The organism is Arthrobacter sp. TJ-263 (genome assembly GCF_058269155.1).
On the sequence record NZ_JBZCNE010000001.1, the window covers coordinates 1,445,002 to 1,470,976 of the forward strand.

The following is a 25,975-nucleotide window of genomic DNA, read 5'->3' on the forward strand; positions in this document are numbered from 1 at the left end:
ACGACAGGAACGCTCCCATGGCCGATGTGAAGAGCCTCGTACGGGCACTCGCACCGCACGAGATCGAGCAGATCCACCGGATCGGACCTGCAGGGCCGCTCACACCGAAGCTCATGCACGCCATCGATCGTGCTGCCGGCGGGCCGGGCGAGGGCCGTGGTTACTACGTGTACGGACGGCGTGCCGATCCTGACCGGCCGCGACCGTTCGTCCTGCGCGACGACGTGTGCGCCGAATTGTTCGACGGCCATTAGGACCACCGCCGCCCACCCGCTCTTGTACCGATTCCCTGCCCGGATGGCCTCTCGGCCCGATCCTCGGGGACGATGATGGTGTGAAGCGACTTCCCGGCACCCAGGCTCACGGCACCCAGGCTCACGACCCCCCGGTCCCCGGCATGGTGGTCACGGCCGGCGATCCCGGCACCCCGGCTTCGAGTACTCCCTTCCCGGGCCTGCCGACCACGGCCGCCGACCCGGCCGACCCCGCAGGCCTGCCTCCGGGCACCGTCCTCCGGTTGCGGAGAATCGGTCCGGGGTCCGACCTCCCTCCCACCACTGCGATGCTCCGATTCCTCGACGACGCGGAACGCGCGCGGGCGGCCCGGACCGTCGATGCCACGCAGTCCGCGTCCTTCATCGCGGGCCGGTACCTCCTGCGTGAGCTTGTCGCCGACCTGCTCGGGACTCGGGCGGGCCTTCTCGTGTCCTGCTTCCAATGCCCTGCCTGCGGACCGGATGGCGTGTCCGATCATGGCCGACCGGCCTACCGGCTGCGGGGCGAACGCGTGCCGCTGGCACTCAGCCTCTCCCGGGCCGAAGGTTTCGTCCTGCTCGGAGCGCTCGAAACGCTCGAGGGGCATGGCACGGCCGGCATGGCCAGGACGGTTGGGACGCTTGGTACGACCAGCACGGTCGGCACGGCCGGCACGGCCAGGACAGTTGGGACGCTCGGTACGACCAGCACGACCGGAACGGCCGGCACGGCCGTGACAGTTGGGACGCTCAGCGCGGCCGGCACGGTCGGGCCGGTCAGTACGCACAACCCACACACGGCTCGTGGGACCCTCGAGACGCCGGCATCGCGTGGTGCAGGCGGGACGCCCCGACCGGGGCTCGGGGTGGACCTCGCAACCGTCGCGGCGGTGGACTTCGACGGCTTCGACGACGTGGCCCTGACTCCCGGCGAGCGCCGGGCGGTCCGTGAACTTCCGACCGCCGAACGAGGGACGGCCCGTGCACGCCTGTGGGCCCGCAAGGAGGCACTCGTCAAGGCTCTGGGCACGGGCTTCGCCGATCGAGGCCCGGACGCGGTGGAGGTGCTGCGGGAGCGCAGCATCATCGATCTTCCCTCCGTCGGCGGAGAAGCACTGGAGCCCCTGGGTCTCGTGGCCGCCGTCGCCGTCGGCCCCTGAAGAACCGACCGATCTGGGAGGATCCGAGCGGCCGGTGAGGGGTCGGCCGGGGCGGGGCGGGGCGTGCTGCCCTGCCCGGACAGCGTGCCCGGCAGGGCTACGTGCCGGTGAAGAGCGGGCCTACCCGACGGGGCGGATGGGCCCCGGAGGAGGAGGCCTCCTCGAGCGCCAGGACAGCACGCGTCACAGGACGGGTAGCGGCCTCGAGAGCAGCCACGGCACCAGGAGGTCGCCGACGCCGGCACCGGGGAGCGTGCGCACCGCGAACGCGATGAAGTCCGCCGTGGTGGCCGTCCCGAAGCGGTGCTCGCTGGACCAGGAACGCAGCAGGGCGAAAAATGCGTCGTCGCCTGCGGTCTTCCGGAGCGCGTGCAGTGCGAGGGCGCCGCGCTTGTACACGCGGTCGTCGAACATGTCGACGGCGCCGGGGTCGGCCAGGACGAGGTCCTGGGGTGCCCTGCTGAGGCGCTGGTGTGTGGACCGCGCGTGGGCGTCCGCCGTCGTCGACCCGCTGGCTTCGGACCAGATCCACTCGGCGTAGCAGGCGAAGCCCTCGTGCAGCCAGATGTCCTGCCAGCGCGCCGCGGTGACGGAGTTCCCGAACCACTGGTGCGCGAGTTCGTGGGCGATCAGCCGCTGCGCGTCCCACCCCTGGTCCAGGTGGTTGCGCCCGATGATGGAGAGCGTCTGAGCCTCGAGGGGGATCTCGAGGTCGTCGTCGGCGACGACCACGAGATACTGCGGGTAGGGGTAGGGCCCGAAGCACTCCTCGAACACGGACATCATCTCGTGCTGGCGCATCAGCGACGCCTTGGCTGCGGGGGCGAGCGACGGCGGCACGGCGGCGTACAGCGGGACGGGGGCACCCTGTGCGCGCGGCGTACCCGGGGCGGGCAGGCCGACGGCGGGCCCTGAGGGGTCGTTCAGTGCCACGAGGGCATAACGACCGATCTGCACCGTCGCGAGGTAGGTGGCCATCGGTTCCGCCTGCTCGTAGGTCCAGGTGGTCCGGCTGGACCTGTCGATCCGCGAGACGAGGACGCCGTTGCAGATGGCCCGGTAGCCGGCGTCGGTGGTCACCGCAATCCGGTAGGCCGCCTTCTGCGAGGGGTGGTCGTTGCACGGGAACCACGACGGCGCTCCGGTGGGCTGACCGGCCACGAGGACGCCGTCGGTCAGTTCCTCCCACCCGATCTCGCCCCAGATCCCGGTGAGGGGGCGGGGATTGCCCTCGTACCGGATGTCGAGCTTGAACGTGGCCCCGGCCGGCACCGGGTCGCGGAACCCGATGACGAGTTTGCCCGCGCGGTCCTTGAAGGACCGGACGCGGACGGTGTCGGAGGTGATCCTCGTGGTACGGAGCCCCTGGAGGTCGAGTTCGAGCTGGAGCAGGCCCCGGTGAGTAGTCACGGTCAGGGCCGCGCGACCGGTCAGGCGGTTGCTCGAGAGCCGGTAGTCGAGGGCGAGGTCGTAGTGCGCGACGCGATAGGAGGTGCTGCCATTGGTCGGGGTGTACGGGTCAGGCGAAAAACTCTCGGAACTGGTGCTCACGCACCGTCTCCCGGGCCCGACCACGAACTGACCGGGTTGCCCATCCAGTAGGTCCCTGCGGGGACGGTCTCGCCACGCATCACGAGCGACGCCGGCCCCACGGTGCCACCCTGGTCGATCCGGGCGGCGGGCAGGATCACGCTGTGCGGGCCGAGGGTTGCTCCTGCGGCGAGCTCCACGGTGTCCATGCTCATGATCCTGTCATGGAAGAGATGCGTCTGCACGACGCATCCGCGGTTGACAGTGGACCCGGTACCGAGGCTCACCAGGTCCGCTTCGGGCAGCCAGTAGCTCTCGCACCAGACTCCGTGCCCGATCTTCGACCCCAGCGCCCGCAGCCACCAGACCAGTGACGGCGTGCCACTGGCGGCCCGGGCGAACCACGGGGCGCTGACGCTCTCGATGAACGTGTCCACCACCTCGTTGCGCCAGATGAAGGAGCTCCACAGCGGGTGCTCGCCCGCCGTGATCCGGCCGACCAGCAGCCACTTCGCGATGACGGCGCTGGTAGCAGCCACGGCGCCCAGAACGGTGAAGACGACGCCGCTCAGCAGGGCTGCCACGAGGTAGCCGCCCCAGAGGGCGAGCGCGTCGAAGATCACGAGGGCCAAGGCGGCGATCGTGACCGTGAGGATGACCGGCACCACGCGGCACAGCTCCCAGAACGCGCGCGCCGCCTTCAGTCGCGTGGGGGGTTGGAACGTGCGGCTCTGGTCCCCCGTGACGGCGAGCCGGCGCAGACGGGAGGGCGGACTGCCCAGCCAGGAGCTGCCCGCCTTGGCCTTGGCCGGCGTGGCGGACAGCACCGCGACGAGCGAGTTCTTCGGTACGCGCCGACCCGCCGACGTCATGCCCGAGTTGCCGAGGAAGGCGCGCCGGCCGATCTTCGCGGGCGCGATGCGCAGGTACCCGCCCCCGAGCTCGTAGGAGGCGACCATCGTGTCGTCCGCGAGGAAGGCACCCTCGCCGATCGTCGTCATCTTCGGGATGAGGAGCACGGTGGACGCCTCGACGTTCCGGCCCACCCGCGCCCCGAGGAGCCGCAGCCACACGGGCGTGAACAGGCTTGCGTAGAGCGGGAAGAGGAGGTCGCGCGCCATGTCGAGGGTCCGCTCCGTGGCCCAGATCTGCCAGCCGATGCGGCTGCGCGCGGGGTAGTGGCCCTCCCGCAGGCCGATGCCCAGTATCCGGACCGTGGCGAGCACCAGGGCTGCGGTGGTGACGAGCCAGAGGACGGCGGCAAGCGCTACAGGTCCCATGAGGGACGGCCAGGCCGAGGACAGGGACGGTGCGCCCCGCAGGGCTGCCACGACGGGCAGGGCGGCGACGACGGCGGCGACGTACGGGATGAGTGCGAGCGCGCCCGAGGCCGCGGCGAACGCCACGAAGGCCAGGCGCGTGTGCCCGCGGGAGCGGGCCGGCGGGGCGTCGGGCCAGTCCTGCTTGGCCCTGCCCGCCCGGGTGGCCGGCGAACCCGCGAAGAGCTGCCCGGGCCGGACGGCGCCCTGCACCGCCGAACCGGGGGCCACCTCGGCGCCGGCGCCGATCCTCGCACCCGGCATCAGTGTGCTGCGTGCCCCGACGACGGCTCCCGCGCCCACGGTGATCGCGCCGATGTGGATACGGTCTCCGTCGATCCACCAGCCCGAGAGGTCCACCTCCGGTTCCACGGACGCGCCGGCTCCGAGGGTGAGCAGACCCGTGACGGGCGGGACGGAGTGGAGGTCGACGTCGGGCCCGATGCGCGCGCCCAGGGCCCGCGCATAGACCTGGACCCAGGGTGCGCTCGCGAGGCTGACCGCCCCGACGCTGTCCGAGATCTGCTCGGCGAGCCAGAGCCGCAGGTGCACCCTGCCGGATCGCGGGTAGACGCCGGGCTCCACGCCGCCCAGCAGGAGGCGGGCCGCGAGGACGGAGAGGCCCATGCGCCCGAACGGGCTGACGAACACGAGCCAGGACAGCGCCACCCACCACCAGGACAGGGTGGCCGCCGAGGTGAGGACCCCGAGCCCGGCGAGGACGTTGCTCGCGATCATCGCGTAGGTGAGCCAGCGCATGCCCGCGAGGAACTGCAGCGGGATGCCCATGATCGTCTGGAAGACCTGCGACCGGCGCGCCGTGCGCCGGACGGCGCGTTCCGGGGTGGGCGGCTGTTCGTCGCCGTCGCCCGTCCCGGCGGCGAAGGAGGCGAGCGCGCCGAGCCGCGGATGGGCGTAGATGTCGGCGACGGTGATGACCGGGTAGCGGGTGCGGATCAGCGACACGAGCCGGGCGGCCGCGAGGGACCCGCCGCCGTGGAGGAAGAAGTCGGCGTCCTCGTCGGCCGGGACGGTGCCGAGGACGGCGGCCCACTGGTCCGCGATCCACCGTACGCGCGGGTCGAGGTCCTCCAGGCTGCCGGGCCCGCTCGGGTCGCCCACGCCGGCGAGCGGCCAGGGCAGGGCGTTGCGGTCCACCTTGCCGCTGGTCTTCGTGGGCAGGGAGTCGGTGACGGTCAGCAGCGGGACGAGCGCGGCAGGCAGCTCCTCGGCGAGCAGCGTGCGGAGCACCGCGAGGTCCGGGTCGCCGTCGGCCGGGACGAGGTAGCCGACGAGGAGCTGATTGCCCGACGGCGTCGTCCGGACGGCGGCGGCGGCGCCGGCGATCCCGGGCAGGGCCTGGAGCGCCGCATCCACTTCACCGAGCTCGATGCGGCGCCCGCCGAGCTTCACCTGATCGTCGGCCCGGCCCACGAAGACCAGTCCGGCTGCCTGCAGCTGCACGAGGTCGCCCGAGCGGTAGGCACGGCTCCACCCGAGCGTCGGCATCGCGGCATACTTCTCGGCGTCCTTGGCCGGGTCCAGGTAGCGGGCCAGCCCCACTCCCCCGATGATGAGCTCGCCGGTGCCGTCCTCCGGCACGGGCAGGCCGGACTCGTCGACGACGGCGAGATCCCAGCCGTCCAGGGGCAGCCCGATGCGCACCGGGCCGTCCCCGCCGAGCCGTGCGGCGCAGGCGACGACGGTCGCCTCGGTAGGGCCGTAGGTGTTCCAGACCTCGCGGTCGTGGACGACGAGGCGCTGCGCGAGGTCCGGAGGGCATGCCTCCCCGCCGAAGATGAGGAGGCGGACGTTCTCGAGGGAGTCGGCGGGCCACAGAGCCGCCAGCGTGGGCACGGTGGACACGACGGTGATCCCGCGGGCGATCAGCCAGGGACCGAGGTCGACGCCGGTGCGCACGAGTGCGCGGGGGGCCGGCACGAGGCATGCGCCGTGCCTCCAGGCCAGCCACATCTCCTCACAGGAGGCGTCGAACGCGACGGAGAGGCCGGCCAGGACGCGGTCGGTGGGCCCGAGGGGTTCGTGCTGCAGGAACAGGCGCGCCTCGGCATCGACGAAGGCGGCCGCCGAGCGGTGCGAGACGGCGACGCCCTTCGGCGTACCCGTGGAACCGGACGTGAAGATGACCCATGCGTCGTCGTCCGGTGTGGGGTCTCCGGTGATCCCCCGGCGTCCGCCCGGCCCGGTGGCCACCGACAGGCCGTGCCCGACGACGGCGGCTGCACGCGCTTCCGCGAACACGACGCGGGCGCGCTCGTCCGGGTCGTCGGCGTCGACCGGCACGTAGGCCGCACCCGCCGCGAGCACGCCGAGGATCGCGATGTACAGCTCGTTGGTGCCCGAGGGGAGGCGTACCCCGACGGTGTCGCCGCGCCCCACGCCGGCGTCGCGCAGGACGGCGGCGAACCGGTCGGCGGCCGCCACCAGCTCGGTGTAGCTGAGGTCCTCGGTGCCGTCGTCGAGCGCCGAGGCGCTGGGGTGTTCCGCGGCCGTGGCCCGCAGGATGTCGAGGAGTGTGCGGGGGGATGGCGCCCGCCCGGACGCCGTGAACCGCGCGGCGGCGGGGGCGGTGTCGGTCTGGGGCGTGGGTGTGGTCACGGCTGGATTCTTCCGGTGCGAAATGAACAGCAGGTGATCAGGGGCGCCGTCACCTGCACGGCCCGGGGGTAGTCTACCCGCGGTCGATGCGGCCGACCGGGGCGGGCGGTTCGTCCTAGACTGGCCGGGTGAGCACTCCCATCCCCACCCCCTACGAGGACCTGCTGCGCGACGTCATGGCGAACGGCGCGGCCAAGAGCGACAGGACGGGCACCGGTACCCGGAGCGTGTTCGGCCGGCAGCTCCGCTTCGATCTCAGCGAGTCCTTCCCGCTCGTCACCACCAAGCGCGTGCACTTCAAGTCCGTGGCGCTGGAGCTGCTGTGGTTCCTCCGCGGTGATTCCAACGTGCGCTGGCTGCAGGAGCGCGGTGTGTCCATCTGGAACGAGTGGGCGGACGAGGACGGCGAGCTCGGCCCCGTTTACGGCGTCCAGTGGCGGTCGTGGCCCACACCCGACGGCGGCCACATCGACCAGATCGCCCAGGTGGTCGAGGCACTCAGGACGAATCCGGACTCCCGCCGCCACCTGGTCTCGGCCTGGAACGTCTCCGAGCTGCACAACATGGCCCTGCCACCCTGCCACGTGTTCTTCCAGTTCTATGTGAGCCCCGGCGTGGACGGTGGCCCCGGCCGACTCTCCTGCCAGCTGTACCAGCGGTCCGCGGACACGTTCCTCGGGGTCCCGTTCAACATCGCCTCCTACGCCCTGCTGACCCTGATGGTCGCCCAGCAGACCGGCCTCGAGCCCGGCGAGTTCATCTGGACCGGCGGCGACGTCCACGTGTACGACAACCACGTGGAGCAGGTTGCCGAACAACTGTCCCGGGAGCCCTACCCGTATCCGCGCATCGCGCTGAACCGGAAGCCGGACAGCATCTTCGACTATGCCCTGGAGGACTTCGACGTGATCGACTACCAGCACCACCCCACGATCAAGGCACCGGTGGCCGTATGAACGCGGCCCCCTCACCCCCCACGCTGAGCGTGGCCGACGCCGTCGGGTCCCGTCCCGTGATCGGCATGATCTGGGCGCAGACCGAGGACGGCGTGATCGGCAAGGACGGCGGCATCCCCTGGCACGTGCCGGAGGACCTGGCGCACTTCAAGGCCACGACGACGGGACATCCCGTGATCATGGGTCGGCGTACCTGGGAATCGTTCCCCTCCACCTTCCGCCCCCTGCCGGACCGCACGAACATCGTCGTGTCCCGGTCCGGAGCGGACCTGCCCGGTGCCGTCGTCGTCGATTCGCTCGATGCCGCCTTCGACGCCGCCCGGGCCAGTCCCGGCGCGGAGGAGATCTGGGTCATCGGTGGTGGCCGCGTGTACGCCGAGGCCATGCCGCGCGCCAACGCAGCGCTCGTCACCGTCGTCGAATCCGCAGCGGAGGGCGACACCGTGGCTCCCCTGCTGGGAACGGACTGGGCGCTGGCAGCCCTGACCCCGGAAGCAGGATGGCTGGAGTCCGCGAAAGGTCCCCGCTACCGCATCAGCCTCTGGACCAGGCAGGGCTGACGCGGCACCGACGGTCCTCCGCGGACGACGGCACGCACGGGCGCGTGCGTCGTCAGGAGCACGGTGCCCGGCCGGTTCCGCTCCACGGCGGCACGGCTCCGCCGGCGCTGAGGTGCTCCCGGAGCCGCCGGGCACCTCTCCGGACTCCGACAACCGAAGGACACGGACATGACTGACGCAGGCAACCACCCGTCGGACCCGGTGCAGGTCGCGGTCCCGCCCAAGGCTCTCGGACTCGGCTACGCCGAACTGGCGGCGCTGCTCGCGATGAGGCCCGGCGGACCGTCGACGTCGAGCGCGGCTGCGTTGCGCATCCCGCAGGAGGCCGCCGACAGCCAGGTCATCCGTGCCGGCACTTCGTCCCTCGTCGCACACGGCCTCGCGACCGTGGGTCCCAAGCGCGAGCTGGTGGTCCGCGGAGCCATGGCGGCGATCCTCTCCGCCCTGTCCGGCGCCCGGCGGCGCGTCGACATCGGACTGCTGGCGCCCGGCCGGACCAGCGGGAGCATGCTCCAGGTGGAGTCGGACGAGTTCTCCATCCTGCTGCAGCCACGCTCGTACCTCTCCTGGTTGGCCATGGCGCAGGACCCTGGGCTGTCCGGAGCACAGGCCCTCCTCATGATGGTCACCTCGCACCTCACGACCCACCCCGACGGCGGAGCCACCGTGTACCGCCACGAGACGCCGGCCAAGGGCCGCCTCCTCATCAGGAGCGATGCGTCGGGCTGGACGGTGGGCTACCAGTACGAGGGCCGGGAGGACGTCCCCCAGCGGACGGGACTCGACGACGACGCCCTGCTGGCCGAACTCCGGAACGTGAGGGGAGACTGACGGGTCCCTCTCCCCGTTCCCTGACGACTGCCGCCGACGCCGGCGATCTGCGGGAGGCATCGGTCACAAACCAGCGTGTCCGGGGAGCCTCCGCCTAAACTGGAGGGCATGACTTCAGCACCCGAGAGTTCCGCCCTGCCCTCCGTCGGCTTCGTCGGCTGGCGCGGCATGGTGGGCTCCGTCCTCATGCAGCGCCTCCAGGACGAGGGCGACTTCGCCCTGATCAACCCCGTGTTCTTCTCGACGTCTGCCGCCGGAGGCGCCGCACCGCAGTTCGCGGAGGGCTCCGGCACGCTGCAGGACGCCTACGACGTGGAGACGCTCGCCAAGCTGCCGATCATCGTCACCGCCCAGGGCGGCGACTACACGGCCGAGGTCTACCCCAAGCTGCGCGACGCCGGGTGGCAGGGCCTCTGGCTCGACGCCGCGTCGACGCTGCGCATGGAGCAGGACAGCATCATCGTCCTCGACCCGGTCAACCGCGACGCCATCGACGCCGGACTCGCGCGTGGCGTCCGCGACTTCATCGGCGGCAACTGCACGGTCTCCTGCATGCTCATGGGGTTGGGCGGGCTCTTCCGCAACGGCCTCGTGGAGTGGGGCACGTCGATGACCTACCAGGCGGCCTCGGGCGGCGGCGCACGCCACATGCGGGAGCTGCTCAACCAGTTCGGTACGCTGCATGGCACCGTTGCCGTCAATCTCGACGACCCCGCCTCCGCGATCCTCGACATCGACCGTGCGATCCTCGCCAAGCAGCGGCACCCGAGCCTCGAAGCGAGCCAGTTCGGTGTGCCGCTGGCCGGTTCCGTCATCCCGTGGATCGACAGCGACCTCGGCAACGGCGTATCCCGCGAGGAGTGGAAAGCCGGAGCGGAGACCAACAAGATCCTCGGCACCGCCACGCGTATCCCGTTCGACGGCCTCTGTGTCCGCGTGGGCGCCATGCGCTCGCACTCGCAGGCGCTGACCCTGAAGCTGACACAGGACCTGCCGGTCAGCGAGATCGAGTCGATCCTCGCAGCCGACAACGAGTGGGTGCGCGTCATCCCCAACACGAAGGTCGACACGATCGCGGGCCTGACGCCGGTGGCGGCCACCGGCTCGCTGGAGGTCCCTGTCGGCCGGATCCGTAAGCTCGAGATGGGCCCGGAGTACATCAGCGCCTTCACGGTGGGAGACCAGCTGCTGTGGGGAGCTGCCGAGCCGCTCCGCCGGATGCTGATGATCGCCACCGGGAATCTCTGAGGCGTCTTTCCACGCGCCGGTGACCCGTGGGTGTTGTCCGGGTGATCTGACGGCGAGCTGAAGAACCGGTTGGATGCGCGTTGCTGGGGATTCGGCGGCGATCTGCCGATGTCGGACGGCGAGAGCTGTCGGTGGTGTCCCGGTCGCCTCGGTGGACATGACACTCCACCGATCGTTCGAAGCGGCCGCTCCTTCCACTGCTTTCCCTACTGCTGTCCAGTCGAAACCGCGCCCCCGGCGCCACCCGGCAACCCGGGCTCGGCATGCCAGTACCTGTTGCGCCGCGCGGTGGTTCCGGGTCGACCGAGATGTGGCGGTGGGGTGAACCAGGGTATGCCGTTGTGCGATGCGACCGTCCAGAGGCCGTCATGGATGGTGTGGTGGTGGTGTGCACACAGCAGGACTCCGTTGGCGATGCCGGTGGTACCCCCGGAGGCCCAGGGCGTCATGTGGTGGGCCTCGCACCACGTGGCTGGAACAGTGCAGTCCGGGAACGCGCAGCCGCGGTCCCGGGCGATGAGGGCTCTACGCACGTGTGGCGGGAAGAGCCTACCCGCGCGGCCGATGTCGAGGATCTGCCCCTCGCCACCGAGTACCAGGGGAACGAGGTCCGCGTCGCAGGCGATCCGCCGGATGGTGCTGGCACTTAGCTGCTCGGCGAAAACGGCACGCCCGGTCCCGCTTCCGCCCCTCGAGCCGGCGGTGCGGGCATCACCCGAGGTATCCCGACCGGTGGTTCGACCGGCAGGTCGACCGGCGGTCGAACCACCGGTTCGACGTGCCGTATCCCGACTGCTGCTGTCGTGACTGCTGGTGTCCCGGCTGCGGGTGTTGCGGAGCTCGTCGAGGAGGTCGCGGTAGTCGATGGTCACCATGACCTGGGGCCTGTGGCCACCGGTTGCCGGCAGGAGGGACGTGGACAGGGCGATGCGGCATGCACCCACCAGCCCGTCGAGCAGGCTCTGCGCCCGTGTAGGACTTCCCGGTCCCTTCGACGGCATGATCGGATCGCCTGCACCGTCCGTCACGGCTCCGGCACCGTTCACGCACTGGGAAGCGTCCGCGGCGCGGTCGGCCTTGGGACTCCGGGGGTTCGTGGCGGTGGTCATGGCCGTGACCAGATGCTCGAACTGCTCGTCGGTGGCCCCGATCTCGAGGATGCGCAGTCCGTTGCGCCGCCCCCTGAAGAACACGCCCTGACGGGCCCGCAGAACCTTCTCCGTGGGCTCCTGACCGTCCTGGTCCAGCACGGTCTCCCAGCGACGGGCGAGGACACGCAGAACATCCTCATCGGATTCCAGTGCCTGACTGGTGAGATGACGTTCCATCGACGCCAGCTGCTCGGGTGCAGCGAGGCAGCCGGCCCGTTCCACTGCTGAACAGATGAGCGTCGCTGCCCTTCCGCTCAGGGTGCCCGAGGCGAACGCGGCACTCACGGCCGCCGACTGCGGCTCGAGGGGCGCACCCGAGGGAGCGACACCGGGCAGCACGCGATGAGCCAGGTCCAGCCTGCGCTTCGCCTCAGCGCGGCTGATACCCAGCCTGGCCCGCAGGTAGTCCGCGCAGTTCCGGAACCGGTTCCCGCCGGCACTGGCGGCCGCACTCCCGCCGGAAGCCCTCACCCCGGCCGCACCGACTGGTTCGGACGTTCGGAGGGACTCTTCCGCCCGTGTCTGGAGGGAACCGACTTCACGAGGCTTGTCACCCGACGCCAGATCCGTCTCCTCCGCCAGTCCCGCGGCGAAGACCTGGAGGAAATCGACGACCCGCGAGATGTCCTCGACGTCGACCAGCGTCCGCAGCGCCTCGCTCCGTGACAGCATCCGGCCCTGAGCCGTCAATGAATCAGCCACCTGCACGAGCGCGGCGTGCACGAATCCGAGGGAGAGTTCGGAGTCTTGGGGATTCTCCAGCGGTGCGACAGCCATACCTGATTTTATCGAACGCACGTACTATTTCCGAGGGCGGACGGTGATTGTGGAGGACAGGTCAGCGTCGCCTCGTCCACATCTCCTCGCGCCCATCACCGGCCGAGCACGGACCCCTGCCAGGGGATCCGGTACCGCCGGGAGCCGCACGAAAAGGTCGGAGGCCACAGGCAGGATGGGCGCATGGACCCCGTGAACGCAGACATCGTCCTCCGGCGCTTCTTCGCGGCCAGCGGCCATACGCGGCACCCCGAGAGCCTGCTGCGATACGAGCGGATCCAGGTCCACCTCCGCGCCTACCTCGAACACGTCGCTGCGACCAGGCTGACCGACACCGACCAGGAACTACTCGCGCTGGAACGCCAGTTCGGCACCGAGGACCCCTACGTCCAGGTCATGGGAGCGCGCGAGCTGCTGCACGCGCTGCCCGACTTCCTCGCTGCGCCCCAGCTCCTCCCGGACTTCCACGATCGGCTCGCTCAGATCAGCGTCGCCTCACGCCTTGCGCAGTGGCTCTGTTCACGGCAGCTCGTGCAGCGCGAGGACAGCTGGCAGGACGTCGTCCTCACCCGCGCCGCCGCCGAACAGGCGCGCCGATCCCCCGCACGCTGAGGGAACCCGGTGATCAGGCGGCCGACTCGGCCGGGCACCGAGCCACAGGCCGGACCGTCGGCCCACGCGAACCGGGCCAGCGGCCGATTCGCCCGGCGCGCGGCCTGACCAGGCTGGAGGGCCGACTGCCTGTCGGCAGACGCGCCGCCTACCACCTGGCGGGCGGGACGCAGAGGGTGCGCGGCCGACAAGCAGCAAGCGGGCAGCCGACGGCGGGCACGCTACAGGGCGCAGTTGATGAGCAACGGCTCGGGCTCCAGCCGGATCCCGAAGGCCCGCTCCACCCCGTCCCTCACGAGGCGGGCGACGGACAGCAGGTCCGACGCCGAGCCGCCGCCCCTGTTGGTGAGGGCGAGTGTGTGCTTCGTCGACAGCGCGGCCCGCCCGCCGCCAGCGGCGAACCCGTCATCGTCCGCGAGACCGAATCCCTTGGAGAACCCTGCATGCTCGATGAGCCAGGCGGCGCTGAGCTTCACGTGGCCGTTCTCACCCGACGGGTAGCGGGGAGCATCGGCCGGCAGCCGGTCCGCGACATCCTGCGGCACGATCGGGTTGGTGAAGAACGATCCCGTACTCCACGTGTCCGGGTCCGGTGCGTCCAGCACCATGCCCTTCCCGGCCCTCAGTCCGAGCACCTCACGGCGCACATCGTTGGCATAGGCACGCGCCCCGACCTCGACACCGAGTGCACGGGCCAACTCCGCATACCGGATCGGGGTGCTCATGCGTCCGAGGCCGAGCTGGAACTCGACCGTCAGCACCACGTAGCGCGGCGACCCGTCCACCGTGCTGCGCTTCAGCAGGGAGTCCCGATAGCCGAACTGCAGCTCGAAGTTGGTGAAGCTTTTGATGCTGTCCGTCTGGCGGTCGAACGTCCGCACCGTGGCGATGGTGTGGGAGACATCCGAACCGTACGCCCCGACGTTCTGGACGGGCGTCGCTCCCGTCGAGCCGGGGATACCCGAGAGTGCCTCGAGCCCCGTGAAGGCGTGAAGGACGGTGTACCGCACGAGGTCGTCCCAATCGTGCCCGGCCTGCACCTTCACCATGACGCCGCCGCACGTGGCGTCGTCGTCGTCGACGGTGAAACCGCTCGAGGTGATGCGGACGACGGTGCCCGCGAAGCCGTCGTCACCGATCAGCAGGTTCGACCCGCCGCTGATGATGAGCAGCGGGTCCCCGGCGGTGTCGGCGGCGCGGACGGCCTCCACGATCTCCTGTTCGGTCGAGGCCTCCACGAGCGTGCGCGCGGGTCCCCCGACGCGTGCCGTCGTGAGGTCGGCCAGGAGGGTCCCGGTCAGGGGCACGGTCATGGCAGCTTCACCACGGCCTGCGCCTTCACGAGCACCTTCTGCCCGGCGAAGGTCACGGTGAGGTCGATCCGCGCCGTCGACCGCTCGGTGTCGATCGCGCCGACGACGCCCGTCACCTCCACCACGGCACCCGGCTCCCCGGGCTGCGCCGTGGTGTCCTCGACGACCACGGGCTTGGTGAACCGCGTCTGGTAATCGATGACGGCGGCGGGGTCGCCGACCCAGTCCGTGACGAGCTGGACGACGGCGCCCATGGTGAACATGCCGTGGGCGATCACGCCGGGGAGTCCTACCCCCTCGGCGAAGGCCTGGTTCCAGTGGATCGGGTTGAGGTCTCCCGAAGCGCCCGCGTACCGGACCAGGTCCTGGCGGGTGATGTCGATGGTGGTGGAGCCGATCTGCCGGCCCACCTCGAGCGTGCTGATGGAAACTGCCATGGCTACTGGTCCTCTCCGCGGACGAGGAGGGACGAGGTCGTGGTGGCCGTCGGCTCGCCCTCGATCGTCGAGATCTCCGCACGCGTGGTGATCATCGCGCCGCCGCCCATGGCCCGCACCTGGTCCACGTGGAGTTCGGCGACGAGCTGGTCGCCCGCGATGATCGGACGGTGGTGGATGAAGCGCTGGTCGGCGTGGACCACGCGGGTGAAATCGATCCCCGCACTCGGATCGGCGATGAGCTGCGCGTCGGCACGCTGCGCGATGATGATCGCGAAGGTGGGCGGGGCCACCAGGTCCCGGTGTCCGAGCGCTGCCGCGGCGTCGACGTCGTAGTGTGCCGGGTGTGTCGCCTTGACGGCCCGGGCGAAGTCGCGGATCGCCTCACGGCCGACGGAGTAGGTCTCTCCTGCGGGGTAGCTACGCCCCTGCAGGTCTGGGTCGATGGTCATGGTTCCTCCGATGGAAACGGCGTCGGGCGGGCGGGGAGATCCTGGCTGAGGGCGCGGGAAGGGGGCGGCGTCGGGCTGTGCGGGCTCAGCGCCGGTCCCGAAGGCGGCGCCGGGTGTCCCGCGAGCGCACCACCATGCCCGCAACGTGGCACACCATACCGACCACGATGATCGGGATGCCGGTCGAGACGAGCGTCCGCTGGTCCGTGACGGCTCCGACCACGGCGATGAGGATGCCGAGCGCCGTGGTCACCAGGGCGGAGACCACCAGCTTGCGGTACAGGTCCGAGCCGGTCTCCCAGGGCGTATTCAGCATTCACCGATTCTACTGCCGCCCGCCCCTCGGTCATCAGAAGAGCGCTTCCTGGACAGCCGGCACCGGCGTGCTGAAGTCCCCGGCCCGGAGCCGCCGGCCCTTGAGCTGGGCCAGGTCCGCGACGAACACGAGGTCCGCGCCGTCGATCGAGACCAGCGCCGACGGGCCGAGTACCTCGCGGACGGTGACGCCGTGCCTGCCCTGACCGAGCGGCAACGGATACGGCTGCAGCCCCCGTCGGCCGAGGACGGCGGACCACGACGGCGGCGGGTCGAACTCCTCATGGACCACCTCGAAACCCTCGATCTCCAGGCCGCCACCCAGCAGCCCCCGGGCCGCCAGGGCGAAGCCGTCGTTGACGTGCTCCAGCTGCACCGCGGGCAGCGGCGCGCACAGGGACGCGGCCTTGGTCGCGGACCGTACGGCCTGCTGCAGGCCGACCGTGCGCGTGACCTCGTCCTCGAGGATCCGCACGATCCGCCCGTCCCGGGCGTACGCGACGAACTGCGCCACGACGGCGCCCTGCTCCACGAGGCGCGCCCGCTTCCGCAGGTGCGACGCCGTCCCGACCTTCGTCGAGCCGTCCGCGAAGGTCGCGACGTAGAGCCAGTGCGGCTGGTCGAGGTAGCGCTTCAGCCCGGCGGGGGCGATCCCGGAGCGGTGGATGTCGTGCATGTAACGGAGGTCGTCCTGTGCGAAGCAGCGCCCGCACTGGGAGCCGCGCTCGGCAGGCGCCTCATCGGCACACGGCACCCAGGTGCGGTCCTCCCGTCCGTGGACCCGGTGGAAGCCGAGGCAGTACTTCCCCTCGGCGGTGACCTCGAACGCGAGTCTCGTGCCCGGGCTGAGCGGCAGCTCGCACCGCCCCTCGTCCTCCCCACCGGAGTCGGCGCGCAGCGCGGACACCTCATGCATCGACAGGGACGGCCCTGCCTCGTCCCAGGTCACGCCGCTGCAGAGATAGGTCGGTTCCACGGCTCCAGCGTAGGGGCTGGTACCGACAACGACGGCGTACCGCGCAGGCCCGGCGCCGATCGACCGGCCGGGCTCCTCGGACATCGGGGCCGCCCGACTCTGGTGCCCGCAGCGGACGTCGGGGACACTGATGCCGCATCACCCCCGCATCCGCCACGGCGGACACCCCGACGTCCAGGAGGATCACGCCATGGAAAGTGACGAACGACCCGGAACGGTCCTGTCCGAAGCCGAAGCATGGGACATGCTGAAACGCTCCGAGTACGGTCGGCTGGCCGTGAGCGTGCTGGGCGAACCGGACATCTATCCGCTCAACTTCGTCGCGCACAACGGGGCACTGTTCATGCGGACGAATCCGGGGACGAAGCTGGCCGAACTCACGGTGAACGAGCGCGTCGCCTTCGAGGTGGACGAGGTCACCGGCGACGAGGCCTGGAGCGTGGTGCTCAAGGGCACGGCCCGGGTGATCCTCTCGCAGTCCGAGGTGGACGAGGCGGACACGCTGCCGCTCAGGCCCTGGATCCCGACGCGGAAGTACACCTATGTGGAGATCACCCCCACCTACATCCATGGACGCCACTTCGAGCTCGGCGAGGAACCGGAACGGTACTGACCCGCCGGGCGTCACCCCGGGGACGTGACGCCACCCGTGAGTACGCGGCTGAGATCGTAGGCCGCGGGGAGGTCGAGCTGGTCGAACGTGCACGAGCGGGCTTCCCGGTCCGGCCGCCACCGTTCGAACTGGACCGTGTGGCGGAAGCGGTCACCCTCCATCTGGTCGTACCGCACCTCGACCACGCGTCGCGGATGGAGCCGGATGTAGGAGACGTCCTTCGCGGACGCGAACCGGCTCCGCTCGGTGGCGCCCAGTTCCGCGGTGCCGTCGTCGTCGCGCATCACGTCCTGCTCCAGTTCGTCGACCAGCTCCAGCCGACGCGTGTCCGAAAACGCGGAGATGCCGCCGACGTTCCGCAGCGCGCCGTCCTCGTCGTAGAGACCGAGCAGCAGCGACCCCACACCCTGCCCCGACGTGTGGATCCGGTAGCCCAGCACCACGGTGTCGGCGCTGCGGTGGTGCTTCACCTTGAGCATGCGCCGCTTGTTCGGTTCGTAGGCGGCGGCCAGCGGCTTCGCGACGACGCCGTCGAGGCCGGCGCCCTCGAACTCCACCAGCCAACGGCGCGCGAGCCCGACGTCGCGCGTGACCTGCGAGAGATGGACCGGCTGCGCGAAGGACTCCCCCACACGCTCCAAGGCTTTCCGGCGCTCGTCGAAGGGCACACCCGTCAGGTCGGCGCCGTCCAGCGCGAGGAGATCGAAGGCGATGAACGACGACGGCGTCTGCCCGGCCAGGAGCTTCACCCGGCTCTCCGCCGGGTGGATCCGCTGCGAGAGCGCGTCCCAGTCGAGCCGCTCCGCCCCCGGATCCCCTTTCCGCACCACGATCTCCCCGTCCACCACGCAGCGGTCGGGGAGGTTCTCGAGCAGTGCGTCGACGAGTTCCGGGAAGTACCGGGTGAGCATCTTCGAGCCCCGGCTGCCGATCTCGCAGGTGCCGTCCGCGATCCTCACGATCGCCCGGAAGCCGTCCCACTTGGGCTCGTACACGAGGCCGCCGGGCACGCTGTCGGGCTCGGGGACGGCAGCGACGGCCTTGGCGAGCATGGGCCGGACAGGGAAGGGAAGGTCGGTCATGCTCCGATCCTGTCCTATGGGCGCGAGCTGCGCCATCACCGCCCGGGCCTCGCGCCCCCCCCCCCCCCGAGGACACTGCAGGGCCCGCCGTTCGGCGGGCCCTGCAGTGGGTGGTCGGGTGAGCGCCCTGGTTATGGGGTCTGGCCCTCGTGGGGGCCTTCCTCGATCTCCTCGAGGAGCTTGTCGTTGAACGCCTCGAGGTCGTCCGGGGTGCGGCTGGTGACCAGGCCCTGATCCACCACGACCTCCTCGTCGCTCCAGTTGGCGCCCGCGTTCTTCAGGTCGGTCGCGAGCGTGTGGTAGGACGTCATGTCCCGGCCGCTCACCACCCCGGCCTCGATCAGCAGCCAGGGTCCGTGGCAGATGGACGCGACGGGCTTGTGCTGCTCGAAGAACGCGCGGGCGAACGCCTGGGCATCCGTGTCGACGCGCAGGAAGTCCGCGTTCACGACGCCGCCGGGCAGGACGAGCGCGTCGTAGTCGTCGGCCTTCGCGTCGGCGACGGCGAGGTCCACCTCGAAGGTGTCGCCCTTGTCCATGCCGTCGAAGCCCTGGAGGGTCCCGGCTTTCGGCGAGACCAGGGTAGGGACTCCGCCCGCCTCCTTGACGGCGTTCCAGGGGCTCGTGAGCTCGATCTGCTCCACCCCGTCCGTCAGCAGGAATGCGACCTTCTTGCCGGAAATGTCGTGCTCGGACATGCTGTTCTCCCTTGCGTAGAGCGTGGCTGTCGTACCGTGTCCAGCCTAGGAACGCACCAGATCATAAGCAAGCTGAGTAATAACCGCCTGCACGACACCGGGGCGGACTAGGGTCGCTTCGGCCGCGCCCGGACGTGCATCCGCTCGCCCTGCTGACCGAAGAGGCTGATGAGTTCCACGGGCTTCCCGTCGGCGCTGGCGAACCAGTGGGGGGTGCGGGTGTCGAATTCGGCGGCCTCACCCGGTCCGAGCACGAAGTCGTTGTCACCGAGGACGAGGCGGAGGGAGCCGCTGAGGATGTACAGCCACTCGTAGCCCTCGTGCACCTGCGGATCCGGTTCGGTGCCGCGCGCAGCGCCGTCGAGCACCATCTTGAACGCCTGCATGCCGCCCGGGCGGCGCGTGAGGGGGATCGCGGTGGTCCCGTGGTACTCGATGGGACGGAGGTGGATGCGGGGGTCGCCGGTCGGCGGCGCTCCGACGAGATCGTCGAGCGGCACCCCGTACACCCGGGCGATGGGCAGCAGGATCTCGAGGTTGGGGCGGCGCCCACCGGATTCCAGCCGCGACAGCGTGCTCACGGAGATACCGGACGCCGCGGACACGTCGCCGAGTGTGAGGTTGCGCTGTGCCCTCAGGGCGCGGAGACGGGGTCCGACGGCGTCGAGTACCGCCTCGAGGTCTGCAGTCATGACCCTATTTTGCCATACCGGCAAAGAAGTTTGCACTCCCTGCGGGAGTCGCCCGATGCTGGATGTATCGGCACACTCGAAGGAGAACCACCATGTCACCCACCGATCGCACCCTGCAGGAGCGGCACGACGTCGTCGTCATCGGCGGCGGACCCGCGGGCCTGAGCGCGGCCGTCACGCTCGGCCGTGCACTCCGCTCCGTCGTCGTCCTCGACGCCGGGCAGCCGCGCAACGCCCCCGCCCAGGGCGTCCACGGCTTCCTGGCCCGCGAGGGCATCAGCCCGGCTGCGCTGCTCGACGCCGGGCGCGCCGACGCCGAGAGCTACGGCGCGGAGTTCGTCCGCGCCGAGGCCGTGCGCGTCCGGCGCGTCGCCGAAGGATTCGCCGTGGCGCTGGCGGACGGGCGCGGCGTCGTCGGGCGGCGCCTGCTCCTCGCCACGGGCCTGGCGGACGGGTTGCCGGCGATTCCCGGTCTGCGTGAGCAGTGGGGTGCGGGCGTCGTGCACTGCCCGTACTGCCACGGGTACGAGATCCGCGGGCAGCACATCGGCGTCCTCGGGACGGGCCCGATGTCCATCCACCAGACGCTCCTGTTCCGGCAGTGGTCGGAGCACGTCACGCTGTTCCTCAACGACACGGTGACTCCGACGGACGAGGAGTGGGACACGCTGGCCGCCCGGTCGATCCGCGTGGTGGACGGCGCCGTCGCCTCCGTCGACCAGGCGGACGGCGTCCTGACCGGGGTGACGGTACGGGACGGTACGACCTTCGCCCTGGACGCCCTCGCCGTCGGGACGCGGATGGAGGCCCGCGGGGACCTGCTGGCGCCGCTGGGCCTCGCGCCGCAGGATCATCCCTCCGGCATGGGCCACTCGATCGTCCCCGGCCCCATGGGCTCCACCGCGGTGCCCGGGGTGTACGTCGCGGGCAACGTCTCGAATCTCTCCGCGCAGGTCGTCGTCGCTGCGGCCGAGGGCACCATGGCGGGTGCGGCGATCAACGCGGACCTGGTCGCGGAGGAGACCGCCTGGGCCCTCGACGGATACCGCGGTCCCTTCTCGGCGTCGTCGGAGTCCGGCGTCTCGGAGCGCGTGCTTGGTGTCCACCGCCACGGGCTGGATGATGGGCAGGTCACGGGTGCCTCCGCGCCCTCCGCTTCGACGCGTCGGGAAGAGGTACGCAGTGTCGGTTGAGTACACGCAGGAGTTCTGGGACGACCGCTACCGGCAGCACGCGTCGAGGATCTGGAGCGGCAACCCGAACCGGCAGCTCGTCGCTGCGGCGCAGGACCTGCCGCCGGGCCGGGCGCTGGACGTCGGCTGCGGGGAGGGAGCCGACGCCGTCTGGCTCGCCTCCCGGGGCTGGACCGTCCTCGGGATCGACGTCTCGGAGGTGGCCCTCTCCCGTGCCCGGACCCACGCCGAGGCGTTCGAGGAGCCGGTCACGGACCGCCTCGAGTGGCGGCACGCGGACCTGCTGGCCTCGCCGGAACTCCCGGACGGACAGGACCTCGTCTCCATCCAGTTCATGCACCTGCCCGATCCGGACCGTTCGCGGGTCTTCCGACGGTTGGCGGCGCTCGTCGGCGTCGGCGGAACCCTCCTCATCGTCGCCCACGACCCCTCGGACCGGCACGCCGGAGTGGGGCGACCGCCGCACGCCGAGCTGTTCTACACCCCGCAGCAGATCGCCGCCCTGCTGGACGACTCCTGGGACATCCGGGCCTGCGAAGCCCGGCCGAGGACCCAGCGCACCGCGGACGGCCGCGACGTGACCATCAGGGACGCCGTCCTGCAGGCAGTACGGCTCCGCTGAGGCCCGCAAGGGCCGGGTAGCAGCCCGTACCGCGTGCGCTCCCACCGGTCCCTCGATAGCCTCGACGGATGCAGTGGATCACGGAGAAGTACGTCAATTTCGCCAGCGTGATCGACGAGGTGACGCTCGCCCAGAACCTGATGACCAGTTCCATGACGTTCGTGTACCCGCACTTCGCCTCCATGCCCGATGCCCATCTGGGGAAGGGCTGCGCCGTCGGCTCGGTTCTTCCGACCCTCGGGGCGATCATCCCGGCGGCCGTCGGGGTGGACATCGGCTGCGGGATGGTCGCGGTGCGGACCGACTTCAGGGCCACGGACATCGCCCACCTGGACCGTCGTCGCCTGCGCCAGGCGATCGAGCGGGCCGTGCCGCTCTCGGCCGGCAACAACAACAAGCGCGTCAGCGCCTCCGCCCAGCCCCGCGTCGACACCCTCGAGCAGGACGCCCGTGCCGCAGGATTCGACCCGTCGAGCTACGTGAAGCAGTGGCGGCTGCACCTCGGCACCCTCGGATCGGGCAACCACTTCATCGAGGTGTCCCTCGACGAGCAGGACGACGTCTGGCTCTTCCTGCACTCCGGGTCCCGGGGTATCGGCAACCGGATCGCGCAACGCCACATCCGTGCGGCACAGGACTACTGTGCGCGACGGTCCCTCGGCCTCCCCCACCAGGACCTCGCGTACCTGGAGGAGGCGACGCCCGAGTTCGACCGCTACATCAGCGAACTGCTGTGGGCCCAGAAGTTCGCCCTGCTCAACCGCGAGGAGATGATGGACCGCGTGGTCCGGCAGTTCGCCGACTGGGTGGGCGGTCCGGTACAGGAGCGCGAGCGCATCAACTGCCACCACAACTACACGCAGCGGGAGACGCACTACGGCAGGGACGTCTGGCTCTCCCGCAAGGGCGCCATCGCCGCGGACCCCGGCCGGCCCGGCCTGATCCCCGGCTCGATGGGCACGCGCTCCTACGTGGTGACGGGCAGGGGCAGCAGGGAGTCCATGGACTCGGCGCCCCACGGCGCCGGACGCGAGTACTCCCGCACCAGGGCCCGGAAGACGTTCACGCAGGACCAGCTCCGGGCAGCGATGCGCGGCATCGAGTACCGGGACACGCCGGCGTTCCTCGACGAGATCCCGGCCGCCTACAAGGACATCGACGTCGTCATGCAGGACGCCCGGGAGCTCGTGGACGTCCGCCACACGCTCCGGCAGATCATCAACGTGAAAGGCGACTGACGCGGCGCCTGGGACACACGGAAGGCCCCGGAGCCGAAGCTCCGGGGCCTTCCGGGGTTCTGTCTGTAGCGGTGGTGGGACTCGATCCCACGACCTCACGATTATGAGTCGTGCGCTCTAACCAGCTGAGCTACACCGCCCCAAATGAGTCTGCCCGCACCGATCGGACGATCGTCACGGGCCCCCTCATTTGCGAGCCCCCCACCGGAATCGATCCGGTGACCTCGTTCTTACCAAGAACGCGCTCTACCACTGAGCTAGGGGGGCAACAGCAAGAAACTTTACCAGTTCCCGGCCGCTGGTGTGAAATCGGCAGCCGCCCGATCGGCGGCCCCCGCATTCCGCGTCGGACCCGTGCAGGCACGGGTCCGACGGGGGTCTGTCAGCTGGGTCCTACCACTGCTCGGACTGCGCGCTGGGGCGTCCTGCCCCGGCGCCGGCGCCCTTGGCCTGGCGTGGCTTGCGGGTGGCGTCGCCCGAGAAGCGGGTGTCGCCGTCGCGCTTGGGGTAGTCCTTCTTGAAGGGCTTCTTGAACTCGCCCGCGCCACGGTTGCCTGCGGGCTTGCGGCCCTTGTCGAGCTCCAGGTGGATCAGCTCGCCGCCGATGCGCGTCTTGGAGAGCGCCCGCAGCTGGTCCTTGGAAAGATCGGCCGGCAGCTCCACGAGGCTGTGGTCCGCACGGATGTCGATGCCACCGATCTGCGAGGAGGACAGGCCGCCCTCGTTAGCGATGGCCCCGACGATCGAGCCCGGCATCACGCGCTGGCGACGGCCCACCGCGATGCGGTAGGTGGCGTTGCCCTCGGTGAGGGTGCGGGTCGGGCCGCGGGACCCGAAGGCGTCCTTGCGTCCGTCGGCGCGCTCGCGCTGGCCGGCGGGAGCCACCGGGATGTCCTGGACCAGGACGGGCTGGCCGCCCTGCGCCATGATGGCGAGGGCCGCTGCGATCTCGGCGGCCGGCACATCGTGCTCGACCTCGTAGTTCGCGATCAGGTCGCGGAACAGCGAGACGTCCTCGGTCGCCAGCGTGGTGGTGATCTTCTCCGCGAACTTGTTCAGGCGCAGCTCGTTGATCTTCTCCGTGGAGGGCAGCTGCATCTGCTCGACCGGCTGGCGCGTGGCCTTCTCGATCGAACGGAGCAGGTACTTCTCGCGGGGGGTGATGAAGAGGATCGCGTCACCCGAACGCCCCGCGCGGCCGGTGCGGCCGATGCGGTGCACGTAGGACTCGGTGTCGTGCGGGATGTCGTAGTTCACGACGAGCGAGATGCGCTCCACGTCGAGCCCACGGGCGGCGACGTCCGTGGCGACGAGGATGTCGATCTTGCCGTCGCGCAGCGCCTCGACGGTGCGCTCGCGCTGCTGCTGGGGGATGTCTCCGTTGATGGCTGCTGCCGAGAAGCCCCGTGAACGCAACTTGTCCGCCAGGTCTTCGGTCGCCATCTTGGTGCGGACGAAGGCGATGATGCCGTCGTAGTCCTCCACCTCGAGGATGCGGGTCATCGCGTCGAGCTTGTGCGGGCCCATGACCTGCAGGAAGCGCTGACGCGTGTTGGTGCCCGTCGTCGTCTTGCCCTTGACCGAGATCTCGGCGGGGTCGTTCAGGTACTTCTTGGCGATGCGGCGGATGGCCGGGGGCATCGTCGCGGAGAACAGGGCAACCTGCTTCTCGGCCGGGGTGGAGGAGAGGATCTGCTCCACGTCCTCGGCGAAGCCCATGCGCAACATCTCGTCGGCCTCGTCGAGCACCACGTACTCGAGGTTGGACAGATCGAGCGAGCCCTTGGAGATGTGGTCGATGACGCGACCGGGCGTGCCGACCACGACCTGCGCGCCGCGGCGGAGCCCGGCCAGCTGGGGGCCGTAGGGCGATCCACCGTAGACGGGGAGGACGGTGAAGCCCTCCATGTGCTTGGCGTAGGAGGCGAAGGCCTCCGCGACCTGGAGCGCGAGTTCGCGGGTCGGTGCGAGGACCAGGACCTGCGTGTTCTTGCTCGGGCCGCCGTTGACGTCGGCGAGCTCGGCCATCTTCGACAGCGCGGGGATGGCGAACGCGGCGGTCTTGCCGGTGCCGGTCTGGGCGAGGCCGACGACGTCGCGGCCCTCGAGCAGCGCGGGGATGGTCGCCGCCTGGATGGGCGAGGGCTTCTCGTAGCCGACGTCGGTGAGGGCGGCGAGGACGCGGCGGTCCAGGTTCAGGTCGGTGAAGCGGATCTCCGCGGCGTCGTCCTCGGCCGGTGCTGCCGGGGCCGTGACGGCCTCGTCGGTGACGGGCGTGGAGTCGGTGATCTGTTCGGACAGGTTTTCAGGCACGGGAAATAATCCTCCAGGTAGGTGCCGGACGGCCCTGGCAGGATGGAGCCCGCAGTGCCGAATGAACGTAGGAATCCGGCACTGTTTCAATCCCGGCGCCGAACTCCGGGCCACACGGTTCTCTCTGCTCTCTCAGCAGTGACGTGTGACGTTTCTTCTAGCCGGCGCTCCCTGATGAATCTGCTCGCGAGTCTGTGCTCCGAGCCCCAACACAACCAATCCGGCCCGAGAGGGCGGACATAAAGGGAATACCGGTGTGGGGGATGTTCCCAGTCTACGGCACGCCGGCCTCGCCCCGAGCCAGAAGGGCGACGGCGGCCGGGTGACGTTCGGCACGTCAGGCCGGCGCCGCGACCCTCAGGGCCTGCAGGGCTGCCTTCCGCACCTGCGGGGTGAGCGCCAGCGACCCCCCTGCTGCGGCATCGAGGAGCGCCAGGGCGCGGGTCCCGTCGAGGCCGGCGTAGACCTGGGCTGCTGTGACGCCGTGCTCCGGGACGCTGCTGATCCGGATCGCGTCCCCGGCCTCGATGCTGCCCTTCACCACCACGCGCAGGTAGGTCCCCACGCGGTTGGCCTCGCTGAAGCGCTTCACCCAGGACTTCTCCCCCAGGTACCGCGCGAAGTTCACGCACGGTGTCCGGGGCATGGTGGCCTCGAGGACCACCTGCTCCCCCACGCTCCAGCGTTCGCCGATGACCGCGTTGGACGCGTCGATCCCGGCGACGCGGAGATTCTCCCCGAAGAGACCCGGTGTCACGTCCCGCCCCAGCTGGGCGGCCCAGAAGTCGGCGTCCTCCTGCGAGTAGGCGTAGACGGCCTTCGTGGGCCCGCCGTGGTGCTTCCGGCTGGCCTGGATGTCCCCTGTGAGTCCCAGCGGGTGGACGTTCACGGGCCCGACGACGGCCCGCTTGTCGATCGCGGTGACGCCCGTGGAGTCCCTCGTGGGCAGCAGGTCGTGGACGCGGCATACCGCGAGGAGGGTGCCGGAGGTCATGGCCACCATCCTAGGTCGCG

General features: G+C 70.5%; 24 protein-coding genes and 2 tRNA genes. 11 read left to right on the plus strand and 15 right to left on the minus strand.

The window, feature by feature from the left end; genetic code table 11:
* Positions 1-17 precede the first annotated feature (17 nt).
* Together AC4D2F_RS06855 and AC4D2F_RS06860 are read left to right on the plus strand one after the other, a co-directional pair.
* Positions 18-254 (plus strand): hypothetical protein, encoded by a 237-nt coding sequence (locus tag AC4D2F_RS06855; protein ID WP_104166441.1) that lies wholly within the window; start codon positions 18-20, stop codon positions 252-254.
* 80 nt (positions 255-334) lie between these two features.
* Complete coding sequence (locus tag AC4D2F_RS06860) at positions 335-1,414, plus strand: 4'-phosphopantetheinyl transferase family protein (protein ID WP_490909938.1); 1,080 nt, start codon at positions 335-337, stop codon at positions 1,412-1,414.
* 183 nt (positions 1,415-1,597) lie between these two features.
* Here the strand turns inward: AC4D2F_RS06860 and AC4D2F_RS06865 are convergent, their stop codons facing one another.
* On the minus strand, positions 1,598-2,965 hold the full coding sequence (locus tag AC4D2F_RS06865) for a M1 family metallopeptidase (RefSeq protein ID WP_490909939.1): 1,368 nt from the start codon (positions 2,963-2,965) through the stop codon (positions 1,598-1,600).
* Entirely contained in the window at positions 2,962-6,882 is a 3,921-nt protein-coding gene (locus AC4D2F_RS06870; protein ID WP_490909940.1) for a Pls/PosA family non-ribosomal peptide synthetase, read from the minus strand. The genes AC4D2F_RS06865 and AC4D2F_RS06870 overlap by 4 nt, the downstream gene beginning before the upstream one ends.
* 176 nt (positions 6,883-7,058) lie before the next feature.
* Here AC4D2F_RS06870 and AC4D2F_RS06875 point away from each other — a divergent pair, with 176 nt between their 5' ends.
* The 4 genes from AC4D2F_RS06875 (at position 7,059) to asd (ending at position 10,477) form a co-directional block, all read left to right on the plus strand.
* Positions 7,059-7,838: a thymidylate synthase gene (locus tag AC4D2F_RS06875; protein WP_104166822.1), complete on the plus strand. Its 780-nt coding sequence runs from the start codon at positions 7,059-7,061 to the stop codon at positions 7,836-7,838.
* Positions 7,835-8,398, plus strand: a complete 564-nt coding sequence (locus AC4D2F_RS06880) for a dihydrofolate reductase (protein WP_104166447.1) — start codon at positions 7,835-7,837, stop codon at positions 8,396-8,398. The genes AC4D2F_RS06875 and AC4D2F_RS06880 overlap by 4 nt, the downstream gene beginning before the upstream one ends.
* 168 nt (positions 8,399-8,566) lie before the next feature.
* Complete coding sequence (locus AC4D2F_RS06885) at positions 8,567-9,229, plus strand: hypothetical protein (protein WP_490909941.1); 663 nt, start codon at positions 8,567-8,569, stop codon at positions 9,227-9,229.
* Between the two features lie 108 nt (positions 9,230-9,337).
* A complete protein-coding gene (asd, locus tag AC4D2F_RS06890; RefSeq protein ID WP_490909942.1) occupies positions 9,338-10,477 on the plus strand; it encodes an aspartate-semialdehyde dehydrogenase in 1,140 nt (379 codons plus the stop codon).
* A gap of 206 nt (positions 10,478-10,683) precedes the next feature.
* On the opposite strand, the gene AC4D2F_RS06895 is transcribed toward asd, so the two are convergent.
* Positions 10,684-12,405, minus strand: coding sequence for an HNH endonuclease signature motif containing protein (locus AC4D2F_RS06895; protein ID WP_490909943.1), 1,722 nt, complete (start codon positions 12,403-12,405; stop codon positions 10,684-10,686).
* 183 nt (positions 12,406-12,588) lie between these two features.
* Here AC4D2F_RS06895 and AC4D2F_RS06900 point away from each other — a divergent pair, with 183 nt between their 5' ends.
* Positions 12,589-13,017, plus strand: a complete 429-nt coding sequence (locus tag AC4D2F_RS06900; protein WP_104166453.1) for a hypothetical protein — start codon at positions 12,589-12,591, stop codon at positions 13,015-13,017.
* 221 nt (positions 13,018-13,238) lie between these two features.
* On the opposite strand, the gene AC4D2F_RS06905 is transcribed toward AC4D2F_RS06900, so the two are convergent.
* From AC4D2F_RS06905 to AC4D2F_RS06925, 5 genes are all read right to left on the minus strand, one after another.
* Positions 13,239-14,330: a UDP-N-acetylmuramate dehydrogenase gene (locus AC4D2F_RS06905; RefSeq protein WP_490909944.1), complete on the minus strand. Its 1,092-nt coding sequence runs from the start codon at positions 14,328-14,330 to the stop codon at positions 13,239-13,241.
* Positions 14,327-14,767, minus strand: coding sequence for a MaoC family dehydratase (locus tag AC4D2F_RS06910; protein ID WP_490909945.1), 441 nt, complete (start codon positions 14,765-14,767; stop codon positions 14,327-14,329). Before AC4D2F_RS06910 ends, AC4D2F_RS06905 begins: the two co-directional genes overlap by 4 nt.
* 2 nt (positions 14,768-14,769) lie before the next feature.
* Positions 14,770-15,219, minus strand: a complete 450-nt coding sequence (locus tag AC4D2F_RS06915; protein WP_490909946.1) for an FAS1-like dehydratase domain-containing protein — start codon at positions 15,217-15,219, stop codon at positions 14,770-14,772.
* A gap of 85 nt (positions 15,220-15,304) precedes the next feature.
* A complete protein-coding gene (locus AC4D2F_RS06920) occupies positions 15,305-15,535 on the minus strand; it encodes a hypothetical protein (protein ID WP_104166459.1) in 231 nt (76 codons plus the stop codon).
* Positions 15,536-15,568: 33 nt separating this feature from the next.
* Positions 15,569-16,510, minus strand: a complete 942-nt coding sequence (locus tag AC4D2F_RS06925; protein ID WP_490909947.1) for a DUF2797 domain-containing protein — start codon at positions 16,508-16,510, stop codon at positions 15,569-15,571.
* A gap of 190 nt (positions 16,511-16,700) precedes the next feature.
* Between AC4D2F_RS06925 and AC4D2F_RS06930 the strand changes: the two genes are divergently transcribed.
* The gene (locus AC4D2F_RS06930) at positions 16,701-17,123 is read left to right on the plus strand and encodes a pyridoxamine 5'-phosphate oxidase family protein (protein ID WP_490909948.1); all 423 of its coding nucleotides are present in this window, start codon (positions 16,701-16,703) and stop codon (positions 17,121-17,123) included.
* 11 nt (positions 17,124-17,134) lie between these two features.
* Here AC4D2F_RS06930 and AC4D2F_RS06935 read toward each other — a convergent pair whose 3' ends face one another.
* The 3 genes from AC4D2F_RS06935 to AC4D2F_RS06945 all read right to left on the minus strand — a co-directional run bounded on the left by AC4D2F_RS06935 (position 17,135) and on the right by AC4D2F_RS06945 (position 19,595).
* On the minus strand, positions 17,135-18,205 hold the full coding sequence (locus AC4D2F_RS06935; protein ID WP_490909949.1) for an ATP-dependent DNA ligase: 1,071 nt from the start codon (positions 18,203-18,205) through the stop codon (positions 17,135-17,137).
* Positions 18,206-18,336: 131 nt separating this feature from the next.
* Positions 18,337-18,903, minus strand: a complete 567-nt coding sequence (locus tag AC4D2F_RS06940; RefSeq protein ID WP_490909950.1) for a type 1 glutamine amidotransferase domain-containing protein — start codon at positions 18,901-18,903, stop codon at positions 18,337-18,339.
* Positions 18,904-19,010: 107 nt separating this feature from the next.
* On the minus strand, positions 19,011-19,595 hold the full coding sequence (locus AC4D2F_RS06945) for a helix-turn-helix domain-containing protein (protein WP_104166467.1): 585 nt from the start codon (positions 19,593-19,595) through the stop codon (positions 19,011-19,013).
* Positions 19,596-19,687: 92 nt separating this feature from the next.
* Between AC4D2F_RS06945 and AC4D2F_RS06950 the strand changes: the two genes are divergently transcribed.
* The 3 genes from AC4D2F_RS06950 (at position 19,688) to AC4D2F_RS06960 (ending at position 22,648) form a co-directional block, all read left to right on the plus strand.
* On the plus strand, positions 19,688-20,788 hold the full coding sequence (locus tag AC4D2F_RS06950; RefSeq protein ID WP_490909951.1) for an NAD(P)/FAD-dependent oxidoreductase: 1,101 nt from the start codon (positions 19,688-19,690) through the stop codon (positions 20,786-20,788).
* The gene (locus AC4D2F_RS06955; RefSeq protein ID WP_490909952.1) at positions 20,778-21,410 is read left to right on the plus strand and encodes a class I SAM-dependent methyltransferase; all 633 of its coding nucleotides are present in this window, start codon (positions 20,778-20,780) and stop codon (positions 21,408-21,410) included. The genes AC4D2F_RS06950 and AC4D2F_RS06955 overlap by 11 nt, the downstream gene beginning before the upstream one ends.
* 68 nt (positions 21,411-21,478) lie before the next feature.
* Positions 21,479-22,648, plus strand: coding sequence for an RtcB family protein (locus AC4D2F_RS06960; RefSeq protein WP_490909953.1), 1,170 nt, complete (start codon positions 21,479-21,481; stop codon positions 22,646-22,648).
* A 66-nt stretch (positions 22,649-22,714) separates the two neighbouring features.
* Here AC4D2F_RS06960 and AC4D2F_RS06965 read toward each other — a convergent pair.
* From AC4D2F_RS06965 to AC4D2F_RS06980, 4 genes are all read right to left on the minus strand, one after another.
* Positions 22,715-22,788 (minus strand) — tRNA-Met (locus AC4D2F_RS06965).
* Positions 22,789-22,843: 55 nt separating this feature from the next.
* Positions 22,844-22,915 (minus strand) — tRNA-Thr (locus AC4D2F_RS06970).
* Between the two features lie 126 nt (positions 22,916-23,041).
* Positions 23,042-24,961 carry a DEAD/DEAH box helicase gene (locus tag AC4D2F_RS06975; protein ID WP_104166475.1) on the minus strand — a complete coding sequence of 640 codons (1,920 nt, stop codon included), beginning with the start codon at positions 24,959-24,961 and terminating at the stop codon, positions 23,042-23,044.
* 337 nt (positions 24,962-25,298) lie between these two features.
* On the minus strand, positions 25,299-25,955 hold the full coding sequence (locus tag AC4D2F_RS06980; RefSeq protein ID WP_104166477.1) for an MOSC domain-containing protein: 657 nt from the start codon (positions 25,953-25,955) through the stop codon (positions 25,299-25,301).
* Positions 25,956-25,975: the final 20 nt, after the last annotated feature.